Source organism: Sphingomonas sp. FW306-05-A (assembly GCF_058782275.1).
In genome coordinates this window covers 585,679-611,692 of sequence record NZ_JBYSXN010000001.1, presented here as the reverse complement: position 1 = coordinate 611,692, position 26,014 = coordinate 585,679, and the positions used below count along the sequence as shown (strand labels likewise).

Annotated in this window: 34 protein-coding genes and 1 riboswitch; of the genes, 5 read left to right on the top strand and 29 right to left on the bottom strand. The window is 64.0% G+C overall.

The window, feature by feature from the left end; all coding sequences use genetic code 11:
* Positions 1–3: 3 nt before the first annotated feature.
* The 23 genes from rplR to AC3WJR_RS02705 all read right to left on the bottom strand — a co-directional run bounded on the left by rplR (position 4) and on the right by AC3WJR_RS02705 (position 14,047).
* Positions 4–363, bottom strand: a complete 360-nt coding sequence (gene rplR, locus AC3WJR_RS02815; protein ID WP_010164568.1) for a 50S ribosomal protein L18 — start codon at positions 361–363, stop codon at positions 4–6.
* Complete coding sequence (gene rplF / locus AC3WJR_RS02810; protein WP_354279791.1) at positions 363–896, bottom strand: 50S ribosomal protein L6; 534 nt, start codon at positions 894–896, stop codon at positions 363–365. The genes rplR and rplF overlap by 1 nt, the downstream gene beginning before the upstream one ends.
* A complete protein-coding gene (gene rpsH, locus AC3WJR_RS02805) occupies positions 896–1,291 on the bottom strand; it encodes a 30S ribosomal protein S8 (RefSeq protein WP_010164570.1) in 396 nt (131 codons plus the stop codon). The genes rplF and rpsH overlap by 1 nt, the downstream gene beginning before the upstream one ends.
* A gap of 10 nt (positions 1,292–1,301) precedes the next feature.
* A complete protein-coding gene (gene rpsN, locus AC3WJR_RS02800) occupies positions 1,302–1,607 on the bottom strand; it encodes a 30S ribosomal protein S14 (protein WP_010164571.1) in 306 nt (101 codons plus the stop codon).
* Between the two features lies 1 nt (position 1,608).
* Entirely contained in the window at positions 1,609–2,211 is a 603-nt protein-coding gene (gene rplE / locus AC3WJR_RS02795) for a 50S ribosomal protein L5 (protein WP_354279789.1), read from the bottom strand.
* Entirely contained in the window at positions 2,204–2,521 is a 318-nt protein-coding gene (gene rplX / locus AC3WJR_RS02790; protein WP_242137509.1) for a 50S ribosomal protein L24, read from the bottom strand. The genes rplE and rplX overlap by 8 nt, the downstream gene beginning before the upstream one ends.
* Positions 2,521–2,889 carry a 50S ribosomal protein L14 gene (gene rplN, locus AC3WJR_RS02785; RefSeq protein WP_492722097.1) on the bottom strand — a complete coding sequence of 123 codons (369 nt, stop codon included), beginning with the start codon at positions 2,887–2,889 and terminating at the stop codon, positions 2,521–2,523. Before rplN ends, rplX begins: the two co-directional genes overlap by 1 nt.
* Positions 2,890–2,954: 65 nt before the next feature.
* The gene (gene rpsQ / locus AC3WJR_RS02780; RefSeq protein WP_010164576.1) at positions 2,955–3,227 is read right to left on the bottom strand and encodes a 30S ribosomal protein S17; all 273 of its coding nucleotides are present in this window, start codon (positions 3,225–3,227) and stop codon (positions 2,955–2,957) included.
* A 10-nt stretch (positions 3,228–3,237) separates the two neighbouring features.
* On the bottom strand, positions 3,238–3,444 hold the full coding sequence (gene rpmC, locus AC3WJR_RS02775) for a 50S ribosomal protein L29 (RefSeq protein WP_010164578.1): 207 nt from the start codon (positions 3,442–3,444) through the stop codon (positions 3,238–3,240).
* A gap of 1 nt (position 3,445) precedes the next feature.
* A complete protein-coding gene (rplP, locus tag AC3WJR_RS02770; protein WP_010164579.1) occupies positions 3,446–3,880 on the bottom strand; it encodes a 50S ribosomal protein L16 in 435 nt (144 codons plus the stop codon).
* Between the two features lie 10 nt (positions 3,881–3,890).
* Positions 3,891–4,592, bottom strand: a complete 702-nt coding sequence (gene rpsC / locus AC3WJR_RS02765) for a 30S ribosomal protein S3 (RefSeq protein WP_010164580.1) — start codon at positions 4,590–4,592, stop codon at positions 3,891–3,893.
* Positions 4,592–4,969: a 50S ribosomal protein L22 gene (gene rplV, locus AC3WJR_RS02760; protein WP_010164581.1), complete on the bottom strand. Its 378-nt coding sequence runs from the start codon at positions 4,967–4,969 to the stop codon at positions 4,592–4,594. The genes rpsC and rplV overlap by 1 nt, the downstream gene beginning before the upstream one ends.
* A complete protein-coding gene (rpsS, locus tag AC3WJR_RS02755; RefSeq protein WP_010164582.1) occupies positions 4,969–5,244 on the bottom strand; it encodes a 30S ribosomal protein S19 in 276 nt (91 codons plus the stop codon). Before rpsS ends, rplV begins: the two co-directional genes overlap by 1 nt.
* Before the next feature lies 1 nt (position 5,245).
* Complete coding sequence (rplB, locus tag AC3WJR_RS02750) at positions 5,246–6,100, bottom strand: 50S ribosomal protein L2 (RefSeq protein WP_131531372.1); 855 nt, start codon at positions 6,098–6,100, stop codon at positions 5,246–5,248.
* A 4-nt stretch (positions 6,101–6,104) separates the two neighbouring features.
* Positions 6,105–6,416: a 50S ribosomal protein L23 gene (locus AC3WJR_RS02745; protein ID WP_131531370.1), complete on the bottom strand. Its 312-nt coding sequence runs from the start codon at positions 6,414–6,416 to the stop codon at positions 6,105–6,107.
* On the bottom strand, positions 6,409–7,035 hold the full coding sequence (gene rplD, locus AC3WJR_RS02740) for a 50S ribosomal protein L4 (RefSeq protein WP_492722089.1): 627 nt from the start codon (positions 7,033–7,035) through the stop codon (positions 6,409–6,411). The genes AC3WJR_RS02745 and rplD overlap by 8 nt, the downstream gene beginning before the upstream one ends.
* 2 nt (positions 7,036–7,037) lie before the next feature.
* Positions 7,038–7,793: a 50S ribosomal protein L3 gene (gene rplC / locus AC3WJR_RS02735; protein WP_354279783.1), complete on the bottom strand. Its 756-nt coding sequence runs from the start codon at positions 7,791–7,793 to the stop codon at positions 7,038–7,040.
* Between the two features lie 247 nt (positions 7,794–8,040).
* Positions 8,041–8,349 (bottom strand): 30S ribosomal protein S10, encoded by a 309-nt coding sequence (rpsJ, locus tag AC3WJR_RS02730; protein ID WP_007406109.1) that lies wholly within the window; start codon positions 8,347–8,349, stop codon positions 8,041–8,043.
* A gap of 159 nt (positions 8,350–8,508) precedes the next feature.
* Entirely contained in the window at positions 8,509–9,702 is a 1,194-nt protein-coding gene (tuf, locus tag AC3WJR_RS02725) for an elongation factor Tu (protein WP_242137512.1), read from the bottom strand.
* A gap of 122 nt (positions 9,703–9,824) precedes the next feature.
* Positions 9,825–11,921 carry an elongation factor G gene (gene fusA, locus AC3WJR_RS02720; RefSeq protein ID WP_354279779.1) on the bottom strand — a complete coding sequence of 699 codons (2,097 nt, stop codon included), beginning with the start codon at positions 11,919–11,921 and terminating at the stop codon, positions 9,825–9,827.
* A 94-nt stretch (positions 11,922–12,015) separates the two neighbouring features.
* Positions 12,016–12,486 (bottom strand): 30S ribosomal protein S7, encoded by a 471-nt coding sequence (gene rpsG / locus AC3WJR_RS02715; protein ID WP_010164592.1) that lies wholly within the window; start codon positions 12,484–12,486, stop codon positions 12,016–12,018.
* A gap of 57 nt (positions 12,487–12,543) precedes the next feature.
* The gene (gene rpsL / locus AC3WJR_RS02710) at positions 12,544–12,915 is read right to left on the bottom strand and encodes a 30S ribosomal protein S12 (RefSeq protein WP_010164594.1); all 372 of its coding nucleotides are present in this window, start codon (positions 12,913–12,915) and stop codon (positions 12,544–12,546) included.
* Positions 12,916–13,198: 283 nt separating this feature from the next.
* On the bottom strand, positions 13,199–14,047 hold the full coding sequence (locus tag AC3WJR_RS02705; RefSeq protein WP_492722081.1) for an alpha/beta hydrolase: 849 nt from the start codon (positions 14,045–14,047) through the stop codon (positions 13,199–13,201).
* Between the two features lie 492 nt (positions 14,048–14,539).
* Between AC3WJR_RS02705 and glpD the strand changes: the two genes are divergently transcribed.
* Both glpD and AC3WJR_RS02695 read left to right on the top strand, forming a co-directional pair.
* Entirely contained in the window at positions 14,540–15,994 is a 1,455-nt protein-coding gene (glpD, locus tag AC3WJR_RS02700; RefSeq protein ID WP_492722079.1) for a glycerol-3-phosphate dehydrogenase, read from the top strand.
* 45 nt (positions 15,995–16,039) lie between these two features.
* Positions 16,040–16,978, top strand: a complete 939-nt coding sequence (locus tag AC3WJR_RS02695; protein ID WP_492722077.1) for a DMT family transporter — start codon at positions 16,040–16,042, stop codon at positions 16,976–16,978.
* 4 nt (positions 16,979–16,982) lie between these two features.
* Here AC3WJR_RS02695 and AC3WJR_RS02690 read toward each other — a convergent pair whose 3' ends face one another.
* The 6 genes from AC3WJR_RS02690 to AC3WJR_RS02665 all read right to left on the bottom strand — a co-directional run bounded on the left by AC3WJR_RS02690 (position 16,983) and on the right by AC3WJR_RS02665 (position 23,289).
* A complete protein-coding gene (locus tag AC3WJR_RS02690; RefSeq protein ID WP_492722075.1) occupies positions 16,983–17,615 on the bottom strand; it encodes a DUF938 domain-containing protein in 633 nt (210 codons plus the stop codon).
* Positions 17,616–17,631: 16 nt separating this feature from the next.
* Positions 17,632–19,293: an aminomethyl-transferring glycine dehydrogenase subunit GcvPB gene (gene gcvPB / locus AC3WJR_RS02685; protein WP_492722072.1), complete on the bottom strand. Its 1,662-nt coding sequence runs from the start codon at positions 19,291–19,293 to the stop codon at positions 17,632–17,634.
* Positions 19,290–20,648, bottom strand: a complete 1,359-nt coding sequence (gcvPA, locus tag AC3WJR_RS02680; protein ID WP_492722070.1) for an aminomethyl-transferring glycine dehydrogenase subunit GcvPA — start codon at positions 20,646–20,648, stop codon at positions 19,290–19,292. The genes gcvPB and gcvPA overlap by 4 nt, the downstream gene beginning before the upstream one ends.
* Positions 20,649–20,769: 121 nt before the next feature.
* The gene (gene gcvH, locus AC3WJR_RS02675; RefSeq protein ID WP_492722067.1) at positions 20,770–21,141 is read right to left on the bottom strand and encodes a glycine cleavage system protein GcvH; all 372 of its coding nucleotides are present in this window, start codon (positions 21,139–21,141) and stop codon (positions 20,770–20,772) included.
* Complete coding sequence (gene gcvT / locus AC3WJR_RS02670) at positions 21,141–22,313, bottom strand: glycine cleavage system aminomethyltransferase GcvT (protein WP_492722065.1); 1,173 nt, start codon at positions 22,311–22,313, stop codon at positions 21,141–21,143. The genes gcvH and gcvT overlap by 1 nt, the downstream gene beginning before the upstream one ends.
* Before the next feature lie 162 nt (positions 22,314–22,475).
* Positions 22,476–22,567: riboswitch (glycine riboswitch) on the bottom strand.
* Between the two features lie 65 nt (positions 22,568–22,632).
* Positions 22,633–23,289, bottom strand: a complete 657-nt coding sequence (locus AC3WJR_RS02665; RefSeq protein ID WP_354279761.1) for a hypothetical protein — start codon at positions 23,287–23,289, stop codon at positions 22,633–22,635.
* Between the two features lie 117 nt (positions 23,290–23,406).
* Here AC3WJR_RS02665 and ispH point away from each other — a divergent pair, with 117 nt between their 5' ends.
* The 3 genes from ispH to rnhA are packed head-to-tail and all read left to right on the top strand — an operon-like array spanning position 23,407 to position 25,821.
* On the top strand, positions 23,407–24,366 hold the full coding sequence (gene ispH / locus AC3WJR_RS02660) for a 4-hydroxy-3-methylbut-2-enyl diphosphate reductase (RefSeq protein WP_492722062.1): 960 nt from the start codon (positions 23,407–23,409) through the stop codon (positions 24,364–24,366).
* Positions 24,367–24,369: 3 nt separating this feature from the next.
* The gene (thrB, locus tag AC3WJR_RS02655; protein ID WP_492722060.1) at positions 24,370–25,335 is read left to right on the top strand and encodes a homoserine kinase; all 966 of its coding nucleotides are present in this window, start codon (positions 24,370–24,372) and stop codon (positions 25,333–25,335) included.
* Between the two features lie 9 nt (positions 25,336–25,344).
* Positions 25,345–25,821 (top strand): ribonuclease HI, encoded by a 477-nt coding sequence (rnhA, locus tag AC3WJR_RS02650; RefSeq protein ID WP_492722057.1) that lies wholly within the window; start codon positions 25,345–25,347, stop codon positions 25,819–25,821.
* Positions 25,822–26,014: the final 193 nt, after the last annotated feature.

The following is a 26,014-nucleotide window of genomic DNA, read 5'->3' as shown; positions in this document are numbered from 1 at the left end:
GTCTTAGAACTCCAATCCGGCTTCGCGCGCGGCTTGCGCCAGCGCCTTGACGCGGCCGTGGAACAGGAAGCCGCCACGGTCGAAGACGACCTGCGTCACGCCGGCTGCCTTGGCAGCTTCGGCAACACGCGTGCCGACACCGATCGCTGCATCGACATTGGCCCCGGTCGTGTCGCGCACGTCCTTTTCCAGCGTCGAGGCAGCAGCAACGGTCACGCCCTTGGCGTCGTCGATGATCTGCGCATAGATGTGACGACCCGAGCGGTGGATCGACAACCGCGGACGGCCCGTTCCACGCGCACGGAGCGCAGTGCGATTGCGGCGGCGCCGCTTCTCGAAGAGAGACATACCCTTGGTCGACATTACTTCTTCTTCCCTTCCTTGCGGAAGATGAACTCGCCGTCGTACTTGATGCCCTTGCCCTTGTACGGCTCGGGCTTACGCCACTGGCGAATTTCCGCGGCCAGCTGGCCGACCTTCTGCTTGTCCGTGCCCGAAATCTCGACCGTCGTGTTGTCGGGGGTCTTGACCTCGATCCCCTCCGGCACGTTGATGTTGACGTCGTGGCTGTAGCCGAGCTTCAGGTTCAGGTTACGACCCTGGGCCGCAGCACGATAACCAACGCCGTTGATCAGCAGCTTCTTGGTGAAGCCATCCGACACGCCGGTGATCAGGTTCTGAACCATGGTACGCTGCATGCCCCAGAAGGCACGTGCGCGCTTGGTCTCGTTCGCTGGGACGACCGAAATGCCGCCGTCCTCGAGCGTGTAGCTGATCTCGTCGCGCAGCGGCATCGCGAGGGTGCCCTTGGGACCCTTCACGCTGATCTGCCCGCCGTCGATCGTCGCAGTGACGCCGGCGGGAACGGTGATCGGCTTTTTACCGATGCGGCTCATCAGAACACCTCCGCGAGGACTTCGCCGCCGACATTCTGTTCACGCGCTTCCGCGTCGGACAGAACACCCTTGGGGGTGGAAACGATCGTGATGCCGAGGCCGTTCATGATGCGCGGCAATTCGGTCGAACCCGAATAGACGCGACGACCGGGCTTCGAGACACGGGCAACGTGCTTGATTGCGGGCTGGCCCTCGAAATACTTCAGCTCGATGCGGATGCCGGCCGCGGGGCCCATCTGCTCTTCGCTATAGCCACGGATGTAGCCTTCGCGCTGCAGCACGTCGAGAACGCGGGTCCGCAGCTTGGAGCCCGGCGTCAGGACAGAGTCCTTGCGCGCGCGCTGGCCGTTGCGGATGCGGGTGAGCATATCACCCAGGGGATCGGTCAATGCCATCTCGTGATCCTTACCAGCTCGACTTCGTAACGCCGGGGATGAGGCCCTTGTTGGCCAGATCGCGCAGCTGAATACGGCAGAGGCGGAACTTGCGATAATATGCGCGCGGACGACCCGTCAGCTCGCAGCGGTTGCGGATGCGCGTCGGGTTCCCGTTGCGGGGTATCTCGGCCATCTTCAGACGAGCCTCGATGCGCTCGCCGTCGCTCAGCGTGCTGTCGGCAGCGATTGCCTTCAGCGCGGCGTACTTGGGCGCGTACTTCTTGACGAGCATCTTGCGACGCTCGTTCTTGTTCACCGAACTTACCTTGGCCATCTTATGCCGCCTTCTTCTGGTCGTCAGCAGACTCTGAGCCAGTCTCTTCTGGCGGGAACGGGAAGCCGAACAGACGGAGCAGCTCGCGCGCCTCGTCGTCGGTCTTCGCGCTGGTCGTGACGATCACGTCAAGACCGCGGATCTTGTCGATCTTGTCATAGCTGATTTCCGGGAACACCAGCTGCTCCTTCAGACCGCAGGCATAGTTGCCGCGTCCGTCGAACGACTTGGGGTTGAGCCCGCGGAAATCGCGAACGCGCGGGAGCGCGATCGTGATGAAGCGATCGAGGAATTCATACATGCGCTCGCGACGAAGCGTAACCTTGACGCCGATCGGCATGCCTTCACGCAGCTTGAACTGCGCGATCGACTTCTTGGCCTTGGTCACGACGGGGCGCTGCCCTGCGATCAATTCCATTTCGCCGAAAGCCTGGTCGACCTTCTTCTTGTCCTGCGTCGCTTCGCCCACGCCCATGTTGAGCGTGATCTTCTCGATGCGCGGCACTTCCATCGCGTTCTTGTAACCGAACTTCTCGGTCATCGCTGCGACGACCTTGTCGTCGTAGATGCCCTTCATGCGGGGCTTGGTAGCTGCATCAGCCATCGATCTTGTCTCCGGTCTTGACCGCAACACGAACCTTCTTGCCGTCCTGGGTCTCGAAACGAACGCGCGTCGGCTTGCCGTCGGCGGTCACGTGCGCGACTTTCGAAACGTGCAGCGGCGCTTCGCTGCGCATCAGGCCACCCTGCGGGTCACCCTGGCTCGGCTTGGTGTGGCGAACGGCGATGTTCACGCCGGACACGACGACCTTGCCGTCCTTCGGCATGGCCATCGTGACGTCACCGGTCTTGCCCTTGTCCTTGCCGGACAGGACGATGACACGGTCGCCTTTCTTGATACGTGCAGCGGCCATTACAGCACCTCCGGCGCAAGGCTGATGATCTTCATGTGCTTCTTGCCGCGAAGCTCACGCACGACTGGGCCAAAGATACGGGTGCCGATCGGCTCCTCGTTCTTGTTGACCAGCACGGCCGCATTCGAATCGAAGCGGATCACGGTGCCATCGACGCGGCGAATGTCCTTCGCCGTACGCACGATGACGGCACGGTGCACGTCGCCCTTCTTCACGCGGCCGCGCGGTGCGGCCTCCTTCACGCTGACGACGATGATGTCGCCCACGCCTGCAACACGACGCTTGGAACCCCCAAGCACCTTGATGCACATAACCCGCTTCGCGCCGCTGTTGTCAGCGACCTCGAGATTGGATTGCATCTGGATCATTGGATCCGCTTCCTTCTCATCTGGGGCCGATACCGACCGGTCCCCGCCTCAATAAACGCTGACGCTTACGCGTCGACGTCAACTCGCTGTGGCGTCGCGTGGGCGTTAACCCGCTCGATCACCTTCCACGTCTTCAGCTTGGAAATCGGCGCGGTCTCTTCGATCCGCACGATCTCGCCCAGCTTGAACTCGTTGCCCTCGTCGTGGGCATGGTACTTCTTGGTACGACGAATGATCTTGCCGTAGAGCGCATGCTTGACCTTGCGCTCCACGTTCACGACCACCGTCTTGTCGCCCTTGTCGGAGACGATCAGCCCCGTCAGCACGCGCTTTGGCATGTCTAAATCCTTACTTTGCCGCAGTGTCGCGCGAACGCGCGGTCTGCAGGGTCTTGATGCGAGCGATGTCGCGACGGACTTCACGAACCCGGCTCGGCTTTTCGAGCTGGTTGGTCGCGGCCTGGAAGCGGAGGTTGAAGGCCTCGCGCTTCAGGTTGCCGAGTTCTTCACCCAGCTGGTCCTCGGACTTCGCCTTGAGGTCGTCGATGCGGGCCATCTTATGCAACTCCCAGATGCGAGGTGTCGCCGAGACGGGCAACGACCTTCACCTTGATCGGCAGCTTCATCGCTGCGCGGCTGAACGCCATAGCGGCAATGTCACCGGGAACGCCATCCAGTTCGAACAGGATGCGGCCTGGCTTGACGCGGGCTGCCCAATATTCCGGCGAACCCTTGCCCTTACCCATGCGGACTTCGGCGGGCTTGCCCGAGACGGGAACGTCCGGGAAAACGCGGATCCACAAACGGCCCTGACGCTTGATGTGACGCGTGATCGCGCGGCGAGCCGCCTCGATCTGGCGTGCGGTGAGACGATCCGGCTCCATCGCCTTCAGGCCGTACGACCCGAAGTTGAGCGTGGTGCCACCCTTGGCGTCGCCATGGATGCGGCCCTTGAAGGCCTTGCGGAACTTGGTCTTTTTCGGTTGCAGCATGATCTATTCCTTAGCGGCGCGGATCAGGCCGGACGCCGGAAGTCTGCGCTTCCATCATCAGCCGGTCGGTCGCCATCGGGTCATGACCCAGGATTTCGCCCTTGAAGATCCAGACCTTCACGCCGCACACGCCGTAAGCCGTGTGTGCCTGCGCTTCGGCGTAATCAACGTTTGCGCGCAGCGTGTGGAGCGGAACGCGACCTTCGCGATACCATTCCGACCGTGCGATCTCGGCGCCGCCAAGACGGCCACCGCAGTTGATCCGAATGCCTTCGGCACCAAGACGCATCGCCGACTGAACCGCACGCTTCATGGCGCGACGGAAAGCGATACGACGCTCGAGCTGGTCGGCAATGCCCTGAGCAACGAGCTTGCTGTCGACTTCCGGCTTGCGGATCTCGACGATGTTCAGGCTGACATCCGAAGACGTCATCGCACCGAGGGTACGACGCAGCTTCTCGATGTCCGCACCCTTCTTGCCGATGATCACGCCGGGGCGTGCAGCAAAGATCGAAACGCGGCACAGCTTGGCCGGACGGTCGATCACCACCTTGGAGATCGCGGCCTGCGGCAGCGTCTTCATGATGTAGGTGCGCATCTTGAGGTCTTCGAGGAGAAGACGACCGTAGTCGGCGCCTTCGGCGTACCAACGGCTGTCCCAGGTGCGGTTGATCTGCAGGCGCAGACCGATCGGGTTCGATTTCTGACCCATTATGCTTCTTCCTGCTCGCGCACGACAATGCGCAGACGGCTGAACGGCTTGAGGATGCGCGTCGACTTGCCGCGACCACGAGTCGCGAAACGCTTCATCACGATCGACTTGCCGACCGAAGCCTCTGCGACGACGAGCGCGTCGACGTCGAGGTTATGGTTGTTCTCGGCGTTGGCGATGGCCGAAGCCAGTACCTTGCGCGCGTCGACGGCCATACCCTTGGTCGAGAACTGCAGGATGTTCATCGCATCGCCGACCTTCTTGCCGCGGATGAGCGCTGCAACCAGACCGAGCTTCTGCGCCGAACCACGAATCTGCGTGCCGACCGACAGCGCCTCGTTGTCCGCCACGCGGCGGGGAGCTTTTGCCTTAGACATTAGCGCTTGCCCTTCTTGTCCGCGGCGTGGCCGGGGAAATAGCGGGTGGGCGCGAACTCGCCGAGCTTCATGCCCACCATGTCCTCGTTGACCGAAACCGGCACGAACTTGCGACCGTTATAGACGCTGAACGTGAGGCCGACGAACTGCGGCAGGATCGTCGAGCGGCGCGACCAGGTCTTGATCGCACCACGCGCGTTGGTTTCCTGCGCGGTTTCTGCCTTCTTCAACAGATGGAGATCCACGAAGGGACCCTTCCAGACTGAGCGAGCCATCTTAGCCCTTCCTCTTCGTCGAATGACGCGAACGGATGATCATCTTATCCGTCGACTTGTTATGACGGGTGCGCGCACCCTTCGTCGGCTTGCCCCAAGGCGTGACCGGATGACGGCCACCCGAGGTGCGGCCTTCACCACCGCCGTGCGGATGGTCGACCGGGTTCTTGGCGACACCACGCGTCAGCGGGCGGATGCCCAACCAGCGGTTACGACCGGCCTTCGCCAGGTTGGTGTTGCCGTTGTCCGGGTTCGACACCGCACCGACCGTCGCCATGCAATTGGCGTGGAGGTAACGCTGCTCGCCCGAGTTGAGGCGGACCATGACCATGCCCTTGTCGCGACCGACGACCTGCACATACGTGCCTGCCGACCGTGCGAGCTGACCGCCCTTGCCCGGCTTCATCTCGACGTTGTGGACGATCGTGCCGACCGGCATCTGGCCCAGTTCCATCGCATTGCCCGGCTTAACGTCGGTCTTCTTGTCGGCGATCACGCGATCACCAACGGCCAGACGCTGCGGCGCGATGATGTACGCGACGTTGTCCTTGCCTTCCGCGGTCTGACCATAATTGATCAGTGCGATGAAGGCGGTGCGGTTGGGATCATATTCGATCCGCTCGACCACGCCATCGACGCCCCAGTTACGGCGCTTGAAGTCGATGATGCGGTAGCGCTGCTTGTGACCACCGGCGATGCCGCGCGAGGTCACATGGCCCTTGTTGTTGCGCCCACCGGTCTTGCGCTTGCCTTCGGTCAGCGCCTTGACGGGGCCGCCCTTGTGCAACGCCGAACGGTCGACGAGGATGAGCCCGCGTTGGCCGGGGCTCGTCGGATTATAATGCTTCAGTGCCATCGGATCAGATCCCCGTCGTCACGTCGATGGACTGACCGTCCTTCAACGTCACGATCGCCTTCTTGATGTCGGAGCGCTTGTAAGGAGCACCCTTCCACTTCTTGGTCTTGCCCTTCTGGACGATCGTGTTGACCCCCAGAACGGTCACGTCGAACAGCGCCTCGACCGCAGCCTTGATCTGCGGCTTGGTCGCGTCGTTGGTGACCTTGAACACGACCGCGTTGTGCTCGCTGAGCAGCGTCGCCTTCTCGGTGATGTGCGGCGCGACGATGACGTCATAGTGACGTGCGTCGATCGCCTCTTTCTGCTTAGCCATTGAAGCGGGCCTCCAGCTTCTCGACGGCAGCGCGGGTCAGGACCAGCGTGTCGTGCTTCAGGATATCGTACACATTGGCGCCTGCAGCCGGCATCACGTTGATCGTGTGCAGGTTGCCCGCAGCCAGTGCGAAGCTCGTGTCGACCATGTCGCCGTCGATCACGAGTGCGGTCTCGCCCGCACCGATGTTCGACCAGCTGCCGATCAGCGTCTTGGTCTTGTTCGCCTCGACAGCGAGGCTGTCCATGACGACCAGCGTGCCAGCCTGCGCATGGCTAGACAGCGCCATCTTCAGACCGAGCGCACGAACCTTCTTGTTCAGGCCCGGGTTGAAGTCGCGTGTCCGCTGACCGTGCGCCTTACCACCACCGACGAAGATCGGCGCGCGGCGATCGCCGTGACGTGCCGTACCGCCGCCCTTCTGGCGACCGAACTTCTTGCCGGTGCGAGCAACGTCGGCGCGCTCACGCGTACCGCTTGCGGTCGCACGACGCTTCTCAAGCTGCCAGGTAACGACGCGGTGCAGAATGTCGGCGCGCGGATCGAGGCCGAAGACCTCGTCGTTGAGCTCGACTTCCGTGCCGGCTGCGCCGTCGAAAGACTGAGAGGTAACCTTCATGATCAGCCCTCCTGGCCGTCGGTCGCGTCCACGGTCGCGACGTCGTTAGGCGTCTCGGCGGGAGCGGTGTCGTTGTTATTGGCGACCTGGCGGAGACCGGCGGGGTACGGCGCATCAGCGTGACGCGCGACCTTGACCGAGTCCTTGACGAGCAACCAGCCACCCTTCGAGCCCGGGACCGAACCCTTGACGAAGATGAGGCCGCGCTCGACGTCAGTCGATACGATTTCGAGGTTCTGCTGGGTGCGGTTCTTGTCGCCCATCTGGCCGGCCATCTTCTTGTTCTTGAAGACCTTGCCCGGATCCTGACGCTGACCGGTCGAACCGAGCGAACGGTGCGAGACCGAAACGCCGTGGGTTGCCCGAAGACCGCCGAAGCCCCAACGCTTCATGCCGCCCTGGAAGCCCTTACCCTGGGTAACGCCCTGGATATCGACGATCTGGCCGGAAACATAGTGATCTGCCGAGATGGTCGCGCCGACTTCGAGGACAGCATCCTCGGCGACGCGGAATTCTGCGAGCTTCGCCTTGGGCTCGACTTCGGCCTTGCCGAAGTGGCCACGCTGCGGCTTGGCGACATTCTTCGCCTTCGCAACGCCGGCACCAAGCTGCACAGCAACATATCCATCACGGTCGGCCTCGCGAACGGCCACCACCTGCAGATTTTCCAGTGCCAGGACGGTGACGGGCACGTGGCGCCCATCGTCCTGGAACAAGCGGGTCATCCCCAACTTTTTCGCGATCACGCCAGTGCGCATGACCAATGCTCCAATCAGTGCAGAGGCACATCCCGGACCATTCCGGAACATGCGTGCTGGCCCCGACCGAAGCGTCTCGCCTCGACCGGAACCGGTTCAGCCCAAATTCTTTTATACTGCTGCCCCGACCCGGGCTGGTGCCCCCGCCGTGGCGGGAAACGTGTCGGGGGACGCAGACCCAGCCGAGGCTGGCGGTATCCCTATCAGGTCCGTTTTGGCGGACCGAATCTCTTGCGAAGCGCCGCTATTAGGCGAGCTTGATCTCGACGTCAACGCCTGCGGCGAGGTCGAGCTTCATGAGCGCGTCGACCGTCTGCGGGGTCGGCTGAACGATGTCGAGCATGCGCTTGTAGGTGCGGACTTCGAACTGCTCACGCGACTTCTTGTCGATGTGCGGGCCGCGGTTGACCGTGAACTTCTCGATGCGCGTCGGCAAAGGAATGGGGCCACGGATAAGAGCGCCAGTACGGCGCGCGGTGTCGGCGATGTCGCCGGTCGCCTGATCGAGCACACGGTGATCGAACGCCTTCAGACGGATGCGGATATTGCTGTCCATAGTCCCTACCAATGCGAAAGAGCGGGCCCGTTACCGGGCGCTAGTTAGTTCTTTTAAAAACCGGAGGCGGGCCACTACACGGCCCTCCATAAAAAGGCAACCGCCCGCGCCTCGATTTGAGGCGCGGGCGGCAGCTTTTTTTAAAAAGACGGTTAGGTCTTACTTGGCGATCGCGCTGACGATGCCCGAGCCGACCGTACGGCCGCCTTCACGGATCGTGAAGCGCTGGCCAACGTCCATGGCGATCGGTGCGATCAGCTTGACGCCGAGTGCAACGTTGTCGCCAGGCATAACCATCTCGGTACCCTCAGGCAGCTCGACCGTGCCGGTGACGTCCGTGGTCCGGAAGTAGAACTGCGGGCGGTAGTTGGCGAAGAACGGCGTGTGACGGCCACCCTCGTCCTTCGACAGCACGTACACTTCCGACTGGAAGTCGGTGTGCGGCGTGATCGAACCCGGCTTTGCCAGAACCTGGCCACGCTCGACTTCTTCACGGCCGACGCCGCGGATCAGCGCGCCGATGTTGTCGCCTGCCTGGCCCTGGTCGAGCAGCTTGCGGAACATTTCGACGCCCGTGACGGTCGTCTTGCGGACTGCCGGGTGAATACCGACGATCTCGACTTCTTCGCCAACCTTGACGATGCCGGTCTCGACGCGGCCGGTGACAACCGTACCACGACCCGAGATCGAGAAAACGTCCTCGATCGGCATCATGAACGGCTTGTCGAGCGGACGCTCGGGCTGCGGCAGGTACGTGTCGACAGCCTGCATCAGCTTGAGGACGGCGTCATGGCCGATCTCAGGCGTAACGTCGTTGAGGGCTGCAACAGCCGAACCCTGGATGACCGGGATGTTGTCGCCGTCGAAGTCGTACGACGAGAGCAGCTCGCGGATTTCCAGCTCGACGAGCTCGAGGATCTCGGCGTCGTCGACCAGATCGACCTTGTTCATGAACACGACCATCGTCGGCACGCCGACCTGGCGTGCGAGCAGGATGTGCTCGCGGGTCTGCGGCATCGGGCCGTCGGTCGCCGAAACGACGAGGATCGCGCCGTCCATCTGTGCCGCACCGGTGATCATGTTCTTCACATAATCGGCGTGACCCGGGCAATCGACGTGCGCGTAGTGACGTGCTTCGGTCTCATACTCGACGTGTGCGGTCGAGATCGTGATGCCGCGCTCGCGCTCCTCGGGAGCCTTGTCGATGTTGGCATAGCTGGTGAACGTGGCGCCACCGGTCTCAGCGAGCACCTTGGTGATCGCAGCCGTGAGCGACGTCTTGCCGTGATCGACGTGGCCGATCGTGCCGATGTTAAGATGCGGCTTGTTCCGCTCAAACTTTGCCTTCGCCATGATTTCCTACCTTATTGATCGTTTTCGGTTCGCCCGGAGCGCCACGCGAAGCGCGCCCCATAGCGAGAGTTTTTCGGTAGCGCCAGCCCTGACGCCCATTCACGGGCGTCAGGTTTGACACCTTAGGCCAGCTTGGCCTTCACTTCGTCCGCAACGTTCGCGGGAACTTCCTCGTAATGCGAGAACTGCATCGAGTAGTTCGCACGACCCTGCGTGAACGAGCGCAGCGCGTTCACATAGCCGAACATGTTCGCCAGCGGAACCATCGCGTCCACCGACTGCGCGTTGCCGCGGGTGTCGGTGCCCTGGATCTGGCCACGACGGCTGTTCATGTCGCCAATCACGTCACCCAGGTAATCCTCAGGCGTCACGACCTCGACCTTCATGATCGGCTCGAGCAGCTTGATCCCGGCCTTCTGCGCGACTTCACGCATTGCGCCACGAGCACAGATTTCGAACGCCAGCGCCGACGAGTCGACGTCATGGTAGGCGCCGTCATAGACGAGGATCTCGAAGTCGATGATCGGGAAGCCGACCAGCGAACCGGTAGCAGCCGTCTCGCGGAAGCCCTTTTCGATCGCCGGGATATATTCCTTCGGAATGTTACCGCCCTTGATCTCATCCTTGAAGATGATGCCCGAACCGCGCTCGCCCGGCGTGACCTTGACCTTCACGCGACCGAACTGGCCGGTACCACCCGACTGCTTCTTGTGCGTGTAGTCGACGTCGACCGGCTTGCCGAGATATTCACGGTAAGCAACCTGCGGCGCGCCGACGTTTGCCTCGACCTTGAACTCACGCTTCATGCGATCGACCAGGATCTCGAGATGGAGCTCGCCCATGCCCTTGATGATCGTCTGACCCGATTCGGAGTCCGACGAAACGCGGAACGATGGATCCTCGCGTGCGAGACGATTGAGCGCGACGCCCATCTTCTCCTGATCGGCCTTGGTCTTGGGCTCGACCGAGAGCTCGATCACGGGCTCGGGGAATTCCATCCGCTCGAGGATGATCGGAGCACTCATCGCGCAGAGCGTGTCGCCCGTCGTGGTGTCCTTGAGGCCTGCGAGTGCGACGATGTCGCCCGCATATGCCACCTGGATGTCCTCGCGCTCGTTCGCATGCATCAGCAGCATGCGACCGACCTTTTCCTTCTTGTCCTTGACCGAGTTCGTGACCTGCGACGCAGTCTCGAGCTTGCCCGAGTAGATGCGCGCGAAGGTCAGCGTACCCACGAACGGATCGTTCATGATCTTGAACGCGAGCGCCGAGAACGGCGCCTCGTCCGACGAAGGGCGCTCGTCGACGGTGGTGCCGTCGAGCTTGAGGCCCTGAATAGCCGGAACGTCGAGCGGCGACGGCAGATAGTCGACGACGGCGTCGAGCAGGGGCTGGACGCCCTTGTTCTTGAACGCCGAACCGCAAACCACCGGCACGAACGAGAAATTGAGCGTGCCCTTGCGGATCAGCTTCTTGAGGTCAGCCGTGCTCGGCTCGTTGCCCTCGAGATAGGCTTCCATCAGCGCATCGTCCTGCTCGACCGCCATCTCGATCAGGTCGCTGCGATACTTCGCTGCCTTCTCGACGAGATCCTCGGGGATCTCGGCATATTCGAACTTCGCGCCGAGGCTCTCTTCGAGCCAGATGATCGCGCGGTTCTCGACGAGATCGACGAGACCCTTGAAGCCGCCTTCCATGCCGATCGGGAGATACAGCACAGCCGGGCGCGCACCCAGGCGATCGATGATCGACTGAACGCAGAAATAGAAATCAGCACCGGTCCGGTCGAGCTTGTTGACGAAGCACATCCGCGGAACCTTGTACTTCTCAGCCTGACGCCACACCGTCTCGGACTGCGGCTCAACGCCGGCAACGCCATCGAAACAGGCGACCGCACCGTCGAGCACGCGCAGCGAACGCTCCACTTCGATCGTGAAGTCGACGTGGCCGGGGGTATCGATGATGTTGATCAGATGCTCTTCGCCCTTGCCTTCTTCGGCGCGCCATTTGCACGTCGTAGCGGCGGACGTGATCGTGATCCCGCGCTCCTGCTCCTGCTCCATCCAGTCCATCGTCGCCGTGCCTTCATGCACTTCGCCGATCTTGTAGGACTTGCCGGTATAGTAGAGGATACGCTCGGTCGTCGTCGTCTTGCCGGCGTCGATGTGCGCCATGATGCCGATGTTGCGATAGCGTTCGAGCGGATGGCTGCGGGCCATGTCAGTGCTTCCTTAAGGATATGGGGAGCCAGCGAAACCGGCTCCCCAATATATAGGTGTTAGTTCTGTCGGCGAAAAGCCGCCGTCTGAACGATTACCAGCGATAATGCGAGAAGGCGCGGTTGGCTTCGGCCATGCGATGCGTGTCTTCACGCTTCTTGACCGCGTTGCCGCGATTGTTCGCCGCATCCATCAGCTCACCCGACAGGCGTGCCGACATGGTGTTCTCGCTGCGCGCACGGGCGGCAGTGATCAACCAGCGGATCGCCAGGGCCTGGGCGCGCTCGGGGCGAACCTCGACCGGGACCTGATAGGTCGCACCACCGACACGGCGGCTGCGAACTTCGATGCCGGGCTTCACGTTGGTCAGCGCGTCATGAAAAACCGCGATCGGGTCCTTCTTGGCGCGCGTCTCGACGGTTGCGAGCGCACCGTAGACGATCAGCTCTGCGACCGACTTCTTACCGTCGAGCATTACGCTGTTCATGAACTTGGAGAGAACCTCGTCCCCATACTGGGGATCCGGAAGAATGACCCGCTTTTCGGGCCGACGACGACGTGCCATATCAAAAACCTTTTCTAACTTCAGCCATAAGATGGTCGGCTATCAGAGCCGACCGGCTTACTTCGGACGCTTGGCGCCGTACTTCGAACGCGACTGGCGACGATCCTTGACACCCTGTGTATCGAGGACACCGCGCAGGACATGGTAACGCACGCCGGGAAGATCGCGAACGCGACCGCCGCGGATCAGCACGACCGAGTGCTCCTGCAGGTTGTGGCCTTCACCCGGGATGTAGCTGATGACTTCGCGCTGGTTGGTCAGGCGAACCTTGGCCACCTTGCGCAGAGCCGAGTTCGGCTTCTTCGGGGTCGTCGTGTAGACGCGGGTGCAAACACCACGCTTCTGCGGATTTGCTTCCATCGCAGGGACCTTGGACTTGGCCTTCTGCGGGTCGCGGCCCTTGCGGACCAGCTGGTTGATTGTCGGCATTGAATCTCTTCACCTTGGATCGATGGTTACTTTGCTGGAGCCATCACGCCCCCCGAGAACAAATTTCGGGAATACAAAAAGGACCGTCAGGGACATGCGCCCCCCGGGTCCTGGAATGCATCCAGCAATGTTCAAGCACTGTCCCGCAGGAAAACCTTCGGTCGAGCGGAGGTGCGCATACAGTGCGACGGCTTCCGGGTCAACCGAGTCGGTCGGCTTTGCAGACGGGACGGAGGGGCTAGCGGCGCAAATGCATGGGTTTGCGCTTACTGCGATGCGCCCGTCATAGCACACCGAGGGTTCGGAGCCATTGCTTGACCTGCCCGGGCCATTCCCGCGTGATCGGATCGGCGGTCGGGCGCATCCCGAAGGCATGACCGCCTTTCGCGTAAAGACGCATGTCGACCGGCACGCCAGCGTCGTTCAACGCCAGCGCATAGGCCATGGCTTGACGGACATTGTCGGTCGGATCGTCCATCGCATGGATGATCAGCGTCGGCGGAGCGTTCGGGCTGATCTTCACCCAGGGTTGCAGGTCGAGCGTGTTCCTCCCCTTGCTGTTGTCGAGCATCCGCGCAGTGTAGGCCACGATCGCGAAGTCCGGCCGGGGCGATTGCCGGTCGGCCGCATCGGTTGGCGGGTAGGTACGCTCTTCGGTATTGCTCATGTTCGCCACGAGATAAGCGCCTGCGGAGAAGCCGATTACGCCGATCTTGTGCGGATCGATTCCGTAGGTGGACGCGCGCTGCCGCAACAGCCCCATCGCGCGCTGGGCGTCTTCCAGCCCGAGTAGCGCCTTCGGGCGCTGCTGCTTTCCATTCTCCTGCGGCCAGACCTGCGGTGTGCGATACTTGAGCATCACGCAGGTCATGCCTTGTCGCACGACCCAGTCGCAGATCTCGGTGCCTTCGAGGTCGGTCGCAACCGCGTAGAATCCCCCGCCGGGCAGGACCATCATCGTGGCACCGGTGTTCCGCCCCTTGGGCCTGTAGACCGTCATGGTCGGCCGGGTGACATAACTGGCCCAATACCACATCCGCCCACCGACGAGCGGCGAGCCGTTGCCAGTAGCCTCGGGATGGTCGCCCGTATCGGGCTTCGCCAGCGCGACAGTCTCAGGCCAGAGCGGCACTTGCGTTCCACCTGGGGCTGGCTGCCATACCCCCTCATGTTCCACCTTCGGAACGTTGATCTTGGCAGGCGCACTGCTGAATCTGATGGCTTGCCCACCAGCCATGCCAGCCATGCCGAAAGCAAGGAGATACGGCACAACGAACCGGAACCGCGACAAACCGTATCTCCTGTGGGTCGGCGCAACCGTGCTCCGGGATCGGGCTGGCTACAGAAGCGAAGCGTAGCAACCCTTGCCAGAGGTGCAATCAACACCTCCTGTCAAACCCCCCTTCCCGGGAGAACGACACCGCCGATGTCCTACATCGTATGGTTCCGCTAAAGGTCCCCTCCCGCTCTTTGACACTGTCGGCCACCCTGTATTTAAAGGATAAATTGCGTCGAAACGCGGCGCATTTCGCCTAACTTTCCCCTAACTTTCCGACGTCGCCGTTCGCTTCCGAACACCAAAACCCGGGTCGCTTCCCGCGTGTGACTGCGATAGAGGACAGCGGTGACATACGATCTCCTCATCGTCGGCGGCGGTATCAACGGCTGTGCGATCGCACGCGAAGCGAGCCTGCTAGGGCTCAAGGTCCTGCTGGTGGAACGCGACGATCTCGCCGCGCATACTTCCTCGGCATCGACCAAGCTGATCCACGGCGGGCTTCGCTATCTCGAATATTACGAGTTCAAGCTCGTCGCCGAGGCTTTGCGCGAACGCGAACGGCTGGTGAAGGCGGCACCACACATCATCCACCCGCTACGTTTCGTGCTTCCGCACGAAAATGCGGTGCGGCCGTGGTGGATGGTCCGACTGGGCCTGTATCTGTACGATTTCCTTGGCGGCAAGATGACGCTGGCGCGCTCGCGCGGGCTCCGCAAGAGCGATACGGCGTTCGTGGCCCCGCTCAAGGCCGCGTCCAAAGGCTTCGTCTATTCGGACGCGTTCGTCGACGATTCGCGGCTTACCGTGCTCAACGCGATCGATGCCGCCGCCAATGGCGCGGACATCCGTGTCGGAGTCGCGCTTGACTCGGCACGGCGGGACGGAGCCGTATGGCAGGCGCATCTTTCCGACGGCAGCAGCGTCAGCGCGCGCGGAATGGTCAATGCGGCGGGGCCGTGGGTCTCGCAACTGCTTGGCCGCCTCGGCGTCAACGCCGCCTCGGGCGTGCGGCTGGTCAAGGGAAGCCACATCGTCGTCCCGCGGCTGTATGACGGCGACCACGCCTATATCCTGCAACAGCCCGATCGGCGGATCGTGTTTGCGATCCCCTATCAGGACCGCTTCACCGAAATCGGCACCACCGACGTCCCGGTCGACGCGCCAGAAGACGCCGTGATCGACCAGGACGAGATCGCCTATCTGTGCGAGGCGGCGAACCGCCACTTCACGCGGCAGATCACCCCCGCGGACGTCACCTCGACCTGGTCGGGGGTCCGCCCGCTGTACGACGACGGCGCAAGCGAAGCGAAGGCGGTGACGCGTGATTACGTGCTGGAGCTCGACACGAACGGCCCCACGCTCCTGTCGATCTTCGGCGGTAAGATCACGACCGCACGGCATCTGGCGGAGGAAGCGCTCGAGAAGCTAGCTACGCCGATGGGCTTCAGCGCGTATCCTGTCACGCGCGCGCGCGCGTTTCCCGGCGGTGCAATCCCCGCCTTCCCGCAATATGTCGCAAAAGTCTGCGCGACCTGGCCTTTCCTCGGCGCGGCCCGCGCGGAGCGGATGGCGCATGCCTATGGATCGATGCTTCCGGATATGTTGCAGGACGTTAAAACCGCCGAGGATCTGGGCCAAGACCTTGGCGGGGGTGTGAGCGAAGTCGAAGCGCGGTGGTTGCGCACCCGCGAATGGGCCCGGAGCGCGGAAGACGTGCTGTCGCGGCGCTCCAAGATCGGCCTGCACCTGAGCGAGACCGAACGAAGCGCGTTCGAGGCTGCGTGGGACGCGCTTGCCTGACCCCGTAGCTGGCGGTCCGGCGAGCATCCTCCTAGGAGGACGCCAATGACGTCCCCTGCCCCCAGCAAGCACATTCCTCGCGACATCCTGCGCACACCCGACCGTATTCTTGCCGCGATCGGGATGCGGCTCGTGTCGGTCATGCTGTTCGCCATCATGAACGTCGTCATCAAGCTGGCCGAACAACACGGTGCGGCGCTGGGCGAAATTCTCTTCTTCCGCCAATTGGGGGCATCAATTCTGGTCGGCAGCATCGTTGTCGCCGGCCCCGGCTGGCGTTCGGTCGCGACGCAGAAAATCGGGGCACATATCTCGCGCGCCGTTCTGGGATTGGTCGCGATGGCGTTCACCTTCACGACGATCGTTACGCTGCCGCTCGCCGAGGCGACAACGCTCGGCTTCACGATGCCGATCTTCGCGACGATCCTAGGTGCGCTCATCCTCCACGAGCCGACCGGCTGGCACCGGTGGATTGCGGTCATTGCAGGGTTCATCGGCGTGCTGATCGTCGCGCAACCTGGGAGCGGGCATTTCCCGCTATGGGGGGCGGTTACGGGCCTACTCGGCGCGCTGGGGACCGCAGGCGTGTCGATCCTGCTGCGCCAGATCACCCGAACCGAAAGCGCGATGACGGTCGTCTTCTGGTTCTCGACCCTGTCGTTGCTGCCGCTCGGCCTGATCTACACGTTCGTCGCGCGCAGTCATTCCGCCGACGTCTGGCTGTTGCTGGCGGGCGTGGGTTTGATCGGCGGCATCGCGCAGCTGGCGATGACGAGCGCGCTCGGCTGGGGGCCCGTGTCGGTTGTGGTGCCGATGGACTATTCGTCGCTGCTTTGGGCGACGCTGTTCGGCTGGCTGATCTTCGGAACGCTCCCCGCCGCGGCCCTGTGGATCGGCGCACCCGTCATCGTCGCGAGCGGCCTTTACATTCTGTGGCGCGAACGCGTTCGCCACGTCAAACGCGCACTCGAGGAAGTGCAGTAACGCGCTACCCCGCGCGGAACACCAGCATCAGGTTGTTCGCGGGCATCTCGATCAACCCGCCGCGCGTGAAACCGTGCCCCGCCGCGATACGCTCGATTGATTCGACCTGCCGCAAGCCCCAGCGCGCATCCCGTGCCCGCAGCGATTCGTCGAAGGCGGTGTTGCTCGGTGCAGGCGGCACGTCGGTCTGCAGGAACGGGCCGTACAGGATCAGCGGTGCGTCCGGCGCCAACAGTCTGGCCGCGCCCGTCAGGAGGCCCAGCGTCGCGTTCCACGGGCTGATATGGACCATGTTGATGCACAATAACGCATCCGCCCTCGAGATCGGCCAATCGCTTGCGCTCGCGTCGAGCGCGAGCGGCGGCGCGACGTTGACGATTCCGTCGCACCATGCCGCGATCGACACCAGCGCGTCCGGATCAGGATCGCTCGGTTGCCAGTCGAGTGCTGGAAACTCCTCCGCGAAATAGGCGACATGCTCGCCCGATCCGCTCGCGACTTCCAGCACCATTCCGCTGCGCGGCAGTTGCTCGCGGAGCACGTCCGCGATCGCCATGCGGTTGCGCAGCGTGGCGGGCGCGTGGCGTCGTGCCTCGCTGCCCGCCTCCCCGGGGATCCAGGGCCCCGACCCGGTCATGCCGGACGCCGCACGATCATTCCGCTGCTTCCGCCAGCGGTCGGTCCTTCCATACCAGCACCGGCTTGCGTGCGGCGAGCGTCTCGTCGAGGCGGCTGCGCGGCGCGAAGTGCGGCGCACTCTTGAGGCTGACGTCGCCCGCCTTGGCGCGCTCCGCGACCGAGCGCAAAGCGGCGACGAACTGGTCGATCGCGGCCTTCGATTCGGTCTCGGTCGGCTCGATCAGCATCGCGCCGTGGACGACCAGCGGAAAGTACATCGTCATCGGATGGAACCCCTCGTCGATCAGCCCCTTGGCGATATCGATCGTCGAGAAACCAGTCGCCAGGCCGTTATCCGAGAACAACGCCTCATGCATGCACGGCCCCGACGCGCCGAACGGCGCATCGAGCGTCGTGTCGAGGCTGCGCAGGATGTAGTTCGCGTTGAGCACTGCATCCTCTGCGACCTGCCGCAGGCCATCCGCGCCGTGGCTGAGGATGTAGGTGAGCGCGCGCGTGAACATGCCCATCTGGCCATGAAACGCGACCATCCGGCCGAATGCGTGCGGGTGATCGTCGCCCGCGGTCTCTTCCTCGATCAGCGCGAAATGGCCATCGGCCTGCTTGGCGACGAACGGCAGCGGGCCGAACGGCGACAGCGCTTCGGACAACACGACCGGGCCCGAACCGGGTCCGCCGCCGCCATGCGGGGTCGAGAACGTCTTGTGCAGGTTGATGTGCATCGCATCGATGCCGAGATCCCCCGGCCGCACGCGCCCGACGATCGCGTTGAAGTTCGCGCCGTCGCAATAGACATAGCCGCCCGCCGCATGGACCGCGTCCGAGATCGTCCGCATGTCGCGCTCGAACAGGCCGCAGGTGTTGGGGTTGGTGATCATCACCCCCGCCACGTCCGGCCCGAGCCGCGCGATCAGCGCCGCCGTATCGACGCGGCCTTGAGCGGTCGCGGGGATATCCTCGACCTGATAGCCCGCGAACGCCGCGGTCGCCGGGTTGGTGCCGTGCGCGCTTTCGGGGACGAGGATGATCTTGCGATGCCCCTCGCCCTTGGCTTCCAACGCAGCGCGAATCGCGAGCACACCGCACAGCTCGCCGTGTGCACCCGCCTTGGGGCTCATCGCGACGCCGTGCATGCCGGTGAGCGTGATCAGCCAGGTGGCGAGTTCATGAATGACGCCGAGCGCGCCCTGCACGCTGTCGACCGGCTGGAGCGGGTGGATATCCGCGAACCCGGGGAGCCGCGCCATCTTCTCGTTGAGGCGCGGATTGTGCTTCATCGTGCACGAACCGAGCGGGAAGAAGCCGAGATCGATCCCGTAATTCTGACGCGACAGGCGGGTGTAGTGGCGCACGGTCTCGGGCTCGGACAGGCCGGGGAGACCGATTGGGGTGGTGCGCGCGAGGTCCCCAAGTCTCCCGAGACTCCCCTCCCCTTCAGGGGAGGGGCTGGGGGTGGGGGGAGTCTCACCGAGAGCAGCGCCCGGTACGGCCCCACCCCAACCCCTCCCCTGAAGGGGAGGGGCTTCAGCGAAATCAACGCCGGTTGTCTCTGCATCACCAATCTCGAAGATCAGCGCTTCTTCCAGCATCAGTCCCTTGTTGCCAGTAACCGTCGGGGACGCTTTGTCCCCGGCGACGGGCGCTTCGGGGCGCCATCCGCTTGCGTTGATGCTCATGCCAGGATCTCCTCAAGCGCTGCCGCCAGCGTTTCCACATCTTCTGCCGACGTCGTTTCGGTCACCGCGACGACCAGCCCGTTGGCGAGACCATCCTCACCCGGATACAGCCGCCCGAGCGACACGCCCGCCAGGATGCCGCGATCCGCCAGCGTCCGCACGACCGGGCGCGCCTCGACCGGTAGCTTGAGCGTGAATTCGTTGAAGAACGCAGGCGTGACCAGTTCGACACCGGCAACCTTGCTCAACCGCTCCGCCGCCGCGACCGCGCCCAGATGGTTGATCTGCGCCAGCGTGCGCAGCCCCTTCTCGCCCAGCAACGTCATGTGGATCGAGAAAGCCAGCGCACACAGCCCGGAGTTGGTGCAAATGTTCGACGTCGCCTTCTCGCGACGGATATGCTGCTCGCGCGTCGACAGCGTCAGCACGTATCCGCGCCGGCCATCCGCGTCATAGGTCTCGCCGCAAAGACGACCCGGCATCTGGCGAACATATTTGTCCTTGCACCCGAACAGCCCGACGTAAGGCCCACCGAACTGCAACCCGACGCCGAGCGACTGCCCCTCGCCGACGACGATATCCGCGTCCATCTCGCCCGGCGCCTTGATCGCGCCCAGCGCGACCGGCTCGGTCACGACCGCGATCAGCAGCGCCTTGTTGGCATGGCACGCATCCGCAAGCGGCGTGAGATCAGCGATCCGCCCGAGGATGTCGGGATATTGCACGACGACGCACGACGTATCCTTGTCGATCGCGGCGATCAGCGTCTTGAGATCGGTCTCCGCGCTCAACGTGGGCGTGGCGGTTTCGAGCAGGTCACCCGTGAACTTGGCCATCGTCTTGGCGACCGAGACATAATGCGGGTGGAGCCCCGACGACAGGATCGCCTTGCCGCGCTTGGTGATGCGCCGCGCCATGCCGATCGCTTCCCAGCACGCGGTCGAGCCGTCGTACATCGACGCGTTCGCGACATCGGTGCCGAGCAGCCGCGCGACTTGCGTCTGGAACTCGAACAGCATCTGCAGCGTGCCCTGCGCGATCTCGGGCTGATACGGCGTATAAGCGGTGAGGAACTCGCCACGCTGGATCAGGTGATCGACCGAGGCGGGGACGTGATGCTTGTACGCGCCGCAGCCGAGGAAGAACGGCGCTTCCCCCGCGGTCAGGTTCTTGCGCGCAAGGGCGGTCATATGGCGTTCGACCGCCATTTCGCTGGCGTGCATCGGAAGGCCGTGGATCGGCCCGTCGAGCCGCGCGGCTTCGGGCACGTCGACGAACAGGTCGTCGATCGTTGCCACGCCGATCACGCCGAGCATCGCGTCGCGGTCAGGCTGAGTCAGGGGTAGATAGCGCATTTCCGAAATCTCCCCCCTCCCCTTCAGGGGAGGGGCCGGGGGTGGGGCCGTACCACGAGTGGAGCGCCCGCGGAGAGGCCCCACCCCAACCCCTCCCCTGAAGGGGAGGGGCCAGTTCAGATCACAGCTTCTCGACGAACGCCTTATACGCGATCTCGTCCATCAGCGCGTTGAGCTCGTCTGCATCGCTCAGCGTCAGCTTGAAGAACCAGCCTTCCGCCTCGGGATCCTCGTTGACCAGCCCGGGCGTGTCGGCGAGCGCCGCATTGCCCTCGATCACCGTGCCCGACACCGGCGAATAGACGTCGGACGCGGCCTTGACCGATTCAACCACGGCAGCTTCGTCGCCCTTGGCAAGGTCCTTGCCCTCTTCGGGCACGTCGACGAACACGATGTCGCCGAGCTGGCTCTGCGCATATTCGGTGATGCCGACGATGCCGACGTCACCATCGACATCGACCCATTCATGATCTTCGGTAAAATAACGGCTCATCACTTGCCTCCTGCGCGAACGTAGCGGTGGGGAACGAACGGCATCGCGGTGACGGTCGCCTGATGGACCTTGCCGCGCTGCGCGAGTTGAATCGTGGTGCCGGCAACCGCCAGCGCGGTCGGGACATAGGCCATCGCGATCGGCGCACCGACGCTCGGCGCGAACCCGCCCGAGGTGACGCGGCCGACTTCCGAGCCCTGATCGTCGAGCACCGCCGCGCCTTCGCGCACCGGCTGGCGCCCTTCGACCAGCAGGCCGACACGCTTGATGATCGCACCCGACTCGCGCTCGGCGAGAATGCGCGGCGCGCCCATGAAGTCGCCCGCCTCGCGGCGGCGCTTAGACAGCGCGAACCCAAGGTCGGCCTGGACCGGCGTCGTCTCGGGGTCGAGATCATGACCATAGAGCGGCAAGCCCGCCTCGAGCCGGAGCGAATCACGTGCACCGAGGCCGATCGGCTTGACCTCGGGCTCGGCGGTCAGTGCATCGGCGAGCGCCTCGACATTCTCCGCAGGCACCGAAATCTCGAACCCGTCCTCGCCGGTATAGCCCGAGCGGCTGATCCACAGCGGCACGCCGTTCCAATCGAACGCGCCCGCGGTCATGAACACCAGCGCATCGACGCCCGGCACCAGCCGCGCGAGCGCATCGACTGCCTTGGGGCCCTGCAACGCGAGCAGCGCCTGGTCTTCCATATGGTTGAGCGCGATCCCGTCGGGCAGATATTCGAGCAGATGCGCGATATCGTCGATCTTGGTCGCGCCGTTGACGACCATATAATAGCCCTGGATGTCGAACGGATTGGCGTCCGGCAGATGCGTGACCATCAGGTCATCGAGGATACCGCCATCCTCCGACAGCAGCAGCGAATAGCGCTGCTTGCCCTGCCCCAGCCCGGCGACATCGGCGGGCAGCACCGCTTCCAGCGCCGCGACGACGTCTGCGCCCTCTTCCGAGCGGAACAGCAGCTGGCCCATGTGGCTGACGTCGAACAGCCCGGCCGATTCGCGCACCCACAGATGCTCCGCCATGATGCCTTCATATTGAACGGGCATTTCGTAGCCCGCGAACGGCACCATCCGGCCACCCCGCGCGCGATGCCACGCATCGAGCGGGAGTTGCTCGATCGCAATCTCGTCGGCTTCGGTCTCGTATGGGTCGAGGTCGCTCATGTTGGTCTTCCGCAAGAGGTCAACGGCGCGCCATGGCGCCGGAACGCCGTGATGTGCCGCCCCCTCTGTCACGGAACCTGAGAGCTTTCACGGAACCACATGGTCCGCTTACCCCTTCGGTGGCGCTCGCCCACAGGGCAGCGCGCTTTCCAGAGTGTCGATTCGATCCGCGCGGTCCGGTTGCCTGAGAGATTCCGGGGCGGTTGCTCCTTCGGCGGTCCGAGTTACCCCGGACGCTCTCCCGCGCGTACCCTTGACGGTTGCCCGTCAACGACGCGGCCGGTTTGCCGCGCCGCAACAGGCAAGTCAACGAGAAGGGTCAGCGGGTAGCGTTATATTTGAGCTGTTCGTCGGTCAGCTGGAAGCCGACCAGCGCCTCGAAGCTCGCGCGCAGCACCGCCTGGCGGATTTCCGGACGGCTCAGCGGGTCGGTCGCGGCGTCTTCGTCGCCGGCCTTACGCTTCTCAGTCAGCTTCTTGCGGACGTCGTCGGGAAGCGTCGCCGCTGCGCGCGAGACGCTCGCCTCGCCGGTGCCCTGCGCCGATGCGCGTGCCTGCCCGGCATCGAAGTGCAGCGTCACACGACCCACGCGCTTGGCGACGACCGCGGTACCGCCCTGCACGACCGTGACGAAATACGGCAGCGTCACGTCGCGTGCGGTCTCGGTATGAACGCGGCGCGCTTCGACCGAGAACGTCAGCTTCGTGAGCACGTCGGCGGTCGAATCATCGCAGGTCGAACGGACGTTGGTCAAAACCGCCGTCAAATCGATCGCATTCGCTTCGCGGCTGGCGGGCGGATCGAACATCGTGACGTCGCCGGTCGCGGCGGGCACGCCGACCGATGGGCACGCATTGCGGACCGCGGTGATGCCGCCCGACGCGTCGAGTTCGCCGGTCTTGGCGCACCCACCAAGCAGGATCGCACCGCACGCGCTGACCGCTAGAGCGGCAATGGCTGATTTCCGGTTGGTCACGGGGGCACGCACCTTATCATGCAAAAGGATGCCGCCCCGTAAAGCGACGGAACGGACACCTCGCTTCATAGGAACCGCCTTTCGCGCACGCAAGCAATCGCGTAGGCTCCCTGGGGTATGGGTACCCTCATCGCAAAGCCGCCGCTCGACCTCGTCATCGCCGCCCCGCGCGGGTTTTGCGCCGGGGTGGACCGGGCAATCCGCATCGTCGAACTGGCGCTCCAGAAATACGGCGCGCCCGTCTATGTCCGTCACGAGATCGTCCACAACCGCTTCGTGGTCGACATGCTGCGCGACAAGGGCGCGGTGTTCGTCGAGGAACTGGATGCGGTGCCCGACGGCGTGCCCGTCGTTTTCTCCGCCCACGGCGTGCCCAAGGCGGTGCCCGACAAGGCGACCGAACGCGGGCTCGAGTTCTTCGACGCGACCTGCCCTTTGGTGTCCAAGGTCCACCGCCAGGCCGAGCGGATGGTCGCACAGGGACGCCACATTGTTTTCATCGGCCATCATGGCCACCCCGAGGTGATCGGCACGTTCGGCCAGGTGCCCGAGGGCGCGATGACGCTGGTCGAAACGGTCGCGGATGCCGAAGCGTATCGCCCGAGCGACCCCGCCAATCTCGCCTTCCTGACCCAGACTACGCTGTCGATGGACGACACCGCCGACGTCATCGCGGTGCTGACACGCCGTTTCCCCGCGATCCAGGGGCCGCCGGGCGAGGACATTTGCTATGCGACCTCCAACCGTCAGGCCGCGGCGAAGGCGATCGCGCAGACCTGCGATGCGATGCTGGTGATCGGCGCGCCCAATTCGTCCAACTCGGTCCGGCTCGTCGAAGTCGCCGAGCGCGAAGGCACCCCCGCCCGCCTGATCCAGCGCGCCGCCGAGCTGGACTGGGCGTTCCTCGAGGGCGTCCGCACGCTCGGGCTGACCGCCGGGGCGTCCGCGCCCGAGCTGCTGGTACGCGAACTGGTCGATCGGCTGGCGGAACGCTACGACGTGACCGAACGCGAGGTCGAGACCAAGCGCGAGACGGTCTCGTTCAAGCTGCCCCGCGGCCTCGAAGTCGCGGCCTGAACCATGGCGGTCTACACGCAGGTTTCCGCCGAGGCGCTCGGCACCTTCCTTCGCGACTTCGATTGCGGCGAGCTCGTCTCCGCCAAGGGGATCGCCGAGGGAGTGGAGAACACCAACTATCTGGTCGACACGACGACCGGGCGGTTCATCCTCACGCTTTACGAGAAACGCGTCGACAGCGGGGATCTGCCGTTCTTTCTCGCGCTGCTCGATCATCTCGCGGCGCGCGGTAATCCGGTCCCGCCCGCGATCAAGAACCGCGCCGGGGTCGCGATTCACACGCTCGAACGGCGACCGGCATGCCTGATCCAGTTCCTGCCCGGCGTCTCGATCTCGCACCCGACCGCGGGACAGGCACGCGCGGCGGGCGCGGCGATGGCGGCGATGCACGCCGGCCTCGCCGATTTCCCGCTGACCCGCCCCAACACGATGGGCGTCGACAGCTGGCAGCCGCTGTTCGATCGCTGCGGGCGCAGCCTCGATGAGATCGCGCCGGGCCTGTACGACGACCTTGGCTTCGCGCTCGACTCGGTCGTTCGCCGCTGGCCCGATAAGTCGCTCGACCGCTGTGCGATCCATGCCGATCTGTTCCCGGACAATGTGCTGATGCGCGGCGAATCGGTGTCGGGGGTGATCGACTTCTATTTTGCCTGCACCGACATCCGCGTGTTCGACCTCGCGATCATGGACACCGCCTGGTCGTTCGATCCGACGGGCGCGCATTTCGATGCGGGCATCAGCGCGGCGTTGATGGCGGGTTATGCCGATCGCTTCCCACTGACCTCGGACGAAACCTTGCACTTCCCGACGCTTGCGGCGGGCGCATGCATCCGTTTCGCGCTGTCCCGGGCGTGGGACTGGCTCAACACGCCGGCGGACGCGCTGGTGACGCGCAAGGATCCGCTCGCTTATGTCCGGCGGCTTTCACACTATGCGCCGGAGCTAGCTAAGCGCTCATCGGCTGGCTAAGCGCAGCCGATGACCGATACCCCTCCCCCGATCACCCCGCCCGAACTGACCAAGGTCGAAATCGCCACCGACGGTGCCTGCAAGGGCAACCCCGGCCCCGGCGGCTGGGGCGCGCTGATTCGCAGCGGCGGGACCGAGAAGGAATTGTCGGGCGGCGAGAAGATGACGACCAACAACCGCATGGAGCTGATGGCCGCGATCGAGGGCCTGCGCGCGCTGAAACGCCCGTGCCGCGTCACGCTGTCGACCGACAGCCGCTATGTGATGGATGGCCTGACCAAGTGGATCAAGGGCTGGCAGAAGAACGGCTGGAAGACCGCCGCCAAGCAGCCGGTCAAGAACGCCGAACTGTGGCAGGCGCTGCTAGACGCCGCCAAGCCGCACCGGGTCGACTGGGTGTGGGTCAAGGGCCACGCCGGGCATCCGGACAATGAACGGTGCGACAAGCTGGCGAGCGATGCGGCGATGCTGGCGGCGCGGCGGTAGCACGATCGGATAGCGCGCCGGGGGCGTACGAATCTCGCCAACCCGTTCGGGCTGAGCGCAGTCGAAGCCCCGCCAGCCCCACGGGCGTCGCGCTCCATAGCGCGGTGCCCTTCGACTGCGCTCAGGGCGAACGGGGATGGGATCAGGTTTGGAGATTTGCGGCATCTACAGCCGTGCCGATCGCCTTGGCTTT

Bases quoted from the DNA above. Each gene is read 5' to 3' on its own strand.
- rplR (WP_010164568.1), bottom strand. From the start codon at position 363: ATGTCGACCAAGGGTATGTCTCTCTTCGAGAAGCGGCGCCGCCGCAAT.
- rplF (WP_354279791.1), bottom strand. From the start codon at position 896: ATGAGCCGCATCGGTAAAAAGCCGATCACCGTTCCCGCCGGCGTCACT.
- rpsH (WP_010164570.1), bottom strand. From the start codon at position 1,291: ATGGCATTGACCGATCCCCTGGGTGATATGCTCACCCGCATCCGCAAC.
- rpsN (WP_010164571.1), bottom strand. From the start codon at position 1,607: ATGGCCAAGGTAAGTTCGGTGAACAAGAACGAGCGTCGCAAGATGCTC.
- rplE (WP_354279789.1), bottom strand. From the start codon at position 2,211: ATGGCTGATGCAGCTACCAAGCCCCGCATGAAGGGCATCTACGACGAC.
- rplX (WP_242137509.1), bottom strand. From the start codon at position 2,521: ATGGCCGCTGCACGTATCAAGAAAGGCGACCGTGTCATCGTCCTGTCC.
- rplN (WP_492722097.1), bottom strand. From the start codon at position 2,889: ATGATCCAGATGCAATCCAATCTCGAGGTCGCTGACAACAGCGGCGCG.
- rpsQ (WP_010164576.1), bottom strand. From the start codon at position 3,227: ATGCCAAAGCGCGTGCTGACGGGGCTGATCGTCTCCGACAAGGGCGAC.
- rpmC (WP_010164578.1), bottom strand. From the start codon at position 3,444: ATGGCCCGCATCGACGACCTCAAGGCGAAGTCCGAGGACCAGCTGGGT.
- rplP (WP_010164579.1), bottom strand. From the start codon at position 3,880: ATGCTGCAACCGAAAAAGACCAAGTTCCGCAAGGCCTTCAAGGGCCGC.
- rpsC (WP_010164580.1), bottom strand. From the start codon at position 4,592: ATGGGTCAGAAATCGAACCCGATCGGTCTGCGCCTGCAGATCAACCGC.
- rplV (WP_010164581.1), bottom strand. From the start codon at position 4,969: ATGTCTAAGGCAAAAGCTCCCCGCCGCGTGGCGGACAACGAGGCGCTG.
- rpsS (WP_010164582.1), bottom strand. From the start codon at position 5,244: ATGGCTCGCTCAGTCTGGAAGGGTCCCTTCGTGGATCTCCATCTGTTG.
- rplB (WP_131531372.1), bottom strand. From the start codon at position 6,100: ATGGCACTGAAGCATTATAATCCGACGAGCCCCGGCCAACGCGGGCTC.
- AC3WJR_RS02745 (WP_131531370.1), bottom strand. From the start codon at position 6,416: ATGGCTAAGCAGAAAGAGGCGATCGACGCACGTCACTATGACGTCATC.
- rplD (WP_492722089.1), bottom strand. From the start codon at position 7,035: ATGAAGGTTACCTCTCAGTCTTTCGACGGCGCAGCCGGCACGGAAGTC.
- rplC (WP_354279783.1), bottom strand. From the start codon at position 7,793: ATGCGCACTGGCGTGATCGCGAAAAAGTTGGGGATGACCCGCTTGTTC.
- rpsJ (WP_007406109.1), bottom strand. From the start codon at position 8,349: ATGGACAGCAATATCCGCATCCGTCTGAAGGCGTTCGATCACCGTGTG.
- tuf (WP_242137512.1), bottom strand. From the start codon at position 9,702: ATGGCGAAGGCAAAGTTTGAGCGGAACAAGCCGCATCTTAACATCGGC.
- fusA (WP_354279779.1), bottom strand. From the start codon at position 11,921: ATGGCCCGCAGCCATCCGCTCGAACGCTATCGCAACATCGGCATCATG.
- rpsG (WP_010164592.1), bottom strand. From the start codon at position 12,486: ATGGCACGTCGTCGTCGGCCCGAAAAGCGGGTCATTCTTCCGGATCCC.
- rpsL (WP_010164594.1), bottom strand. From the start codon at position 12,915: ATGCCGACAATCAACCAGCTGGTCCGCAAGGGCCGCGACCCGCAGAAG.
- AC3WJR_RS02695 (WP_492722077.1), top strand. From the start codon at position 16,040: ATGACGTCCCCTGCCCCCAGCAAGCACATTCCTCGCGACATCCTGCGC.
- AC3WJR_RS02690 (WP_492722075.1), bottom strand. From the start codon at position 17,615: ATGACCGGGTCGGGGCCCTGGATCCCCGGGGAGGCGGGCAGCGAGGCA.
- gcvPB (WP_492722072.1), bottom strand. From the start codon at position 19,293: ATGAGCATCAACGCAAGCGGATGGCGCCCCGAAGCGCCCGTCGCCGGG.
- gcvPA (WP_492722070.1), bottom strand. From the start codon at position 20,648: ATGCGCTATCTACCCCTGACTCAGCCTGACCGCGACGCGATGCTCGGC.
- gcvH (WP_492722067.1), bottom strand. From the start codon at position 21,141: ATGAGCCGTTATTTTACCGAAGATCATGAATGGGTCGATGTCGATGGT.
- gcvT (WP_492722065.1), bottom strand. From the start codon at position 22,313: ATGAGCGACCTCGACCCATACGAGACCGAAGCCGACGAGATTGCGATC.
- ispH (WP_492722062.1), top strand. From the start codon at position 23,407: ATGGGTACCCTCATCGCAAAGCCGCCGCTCGACCTCGTCATCGCCGCC.
- thrB (WP_492722060.1), top strand. From the start codon at position 24,370: ATGGCGGTCTACACGCAGGTTTCCGCCGAGGCGCTCGGCACCTTCCTT.
- rnhA (WP_492722057.1), top strand. From the start codon at position 25,345: ATGACCGATACCCCTCCCCCGATCACCCCGCCCGAACTGACCAAGGTC.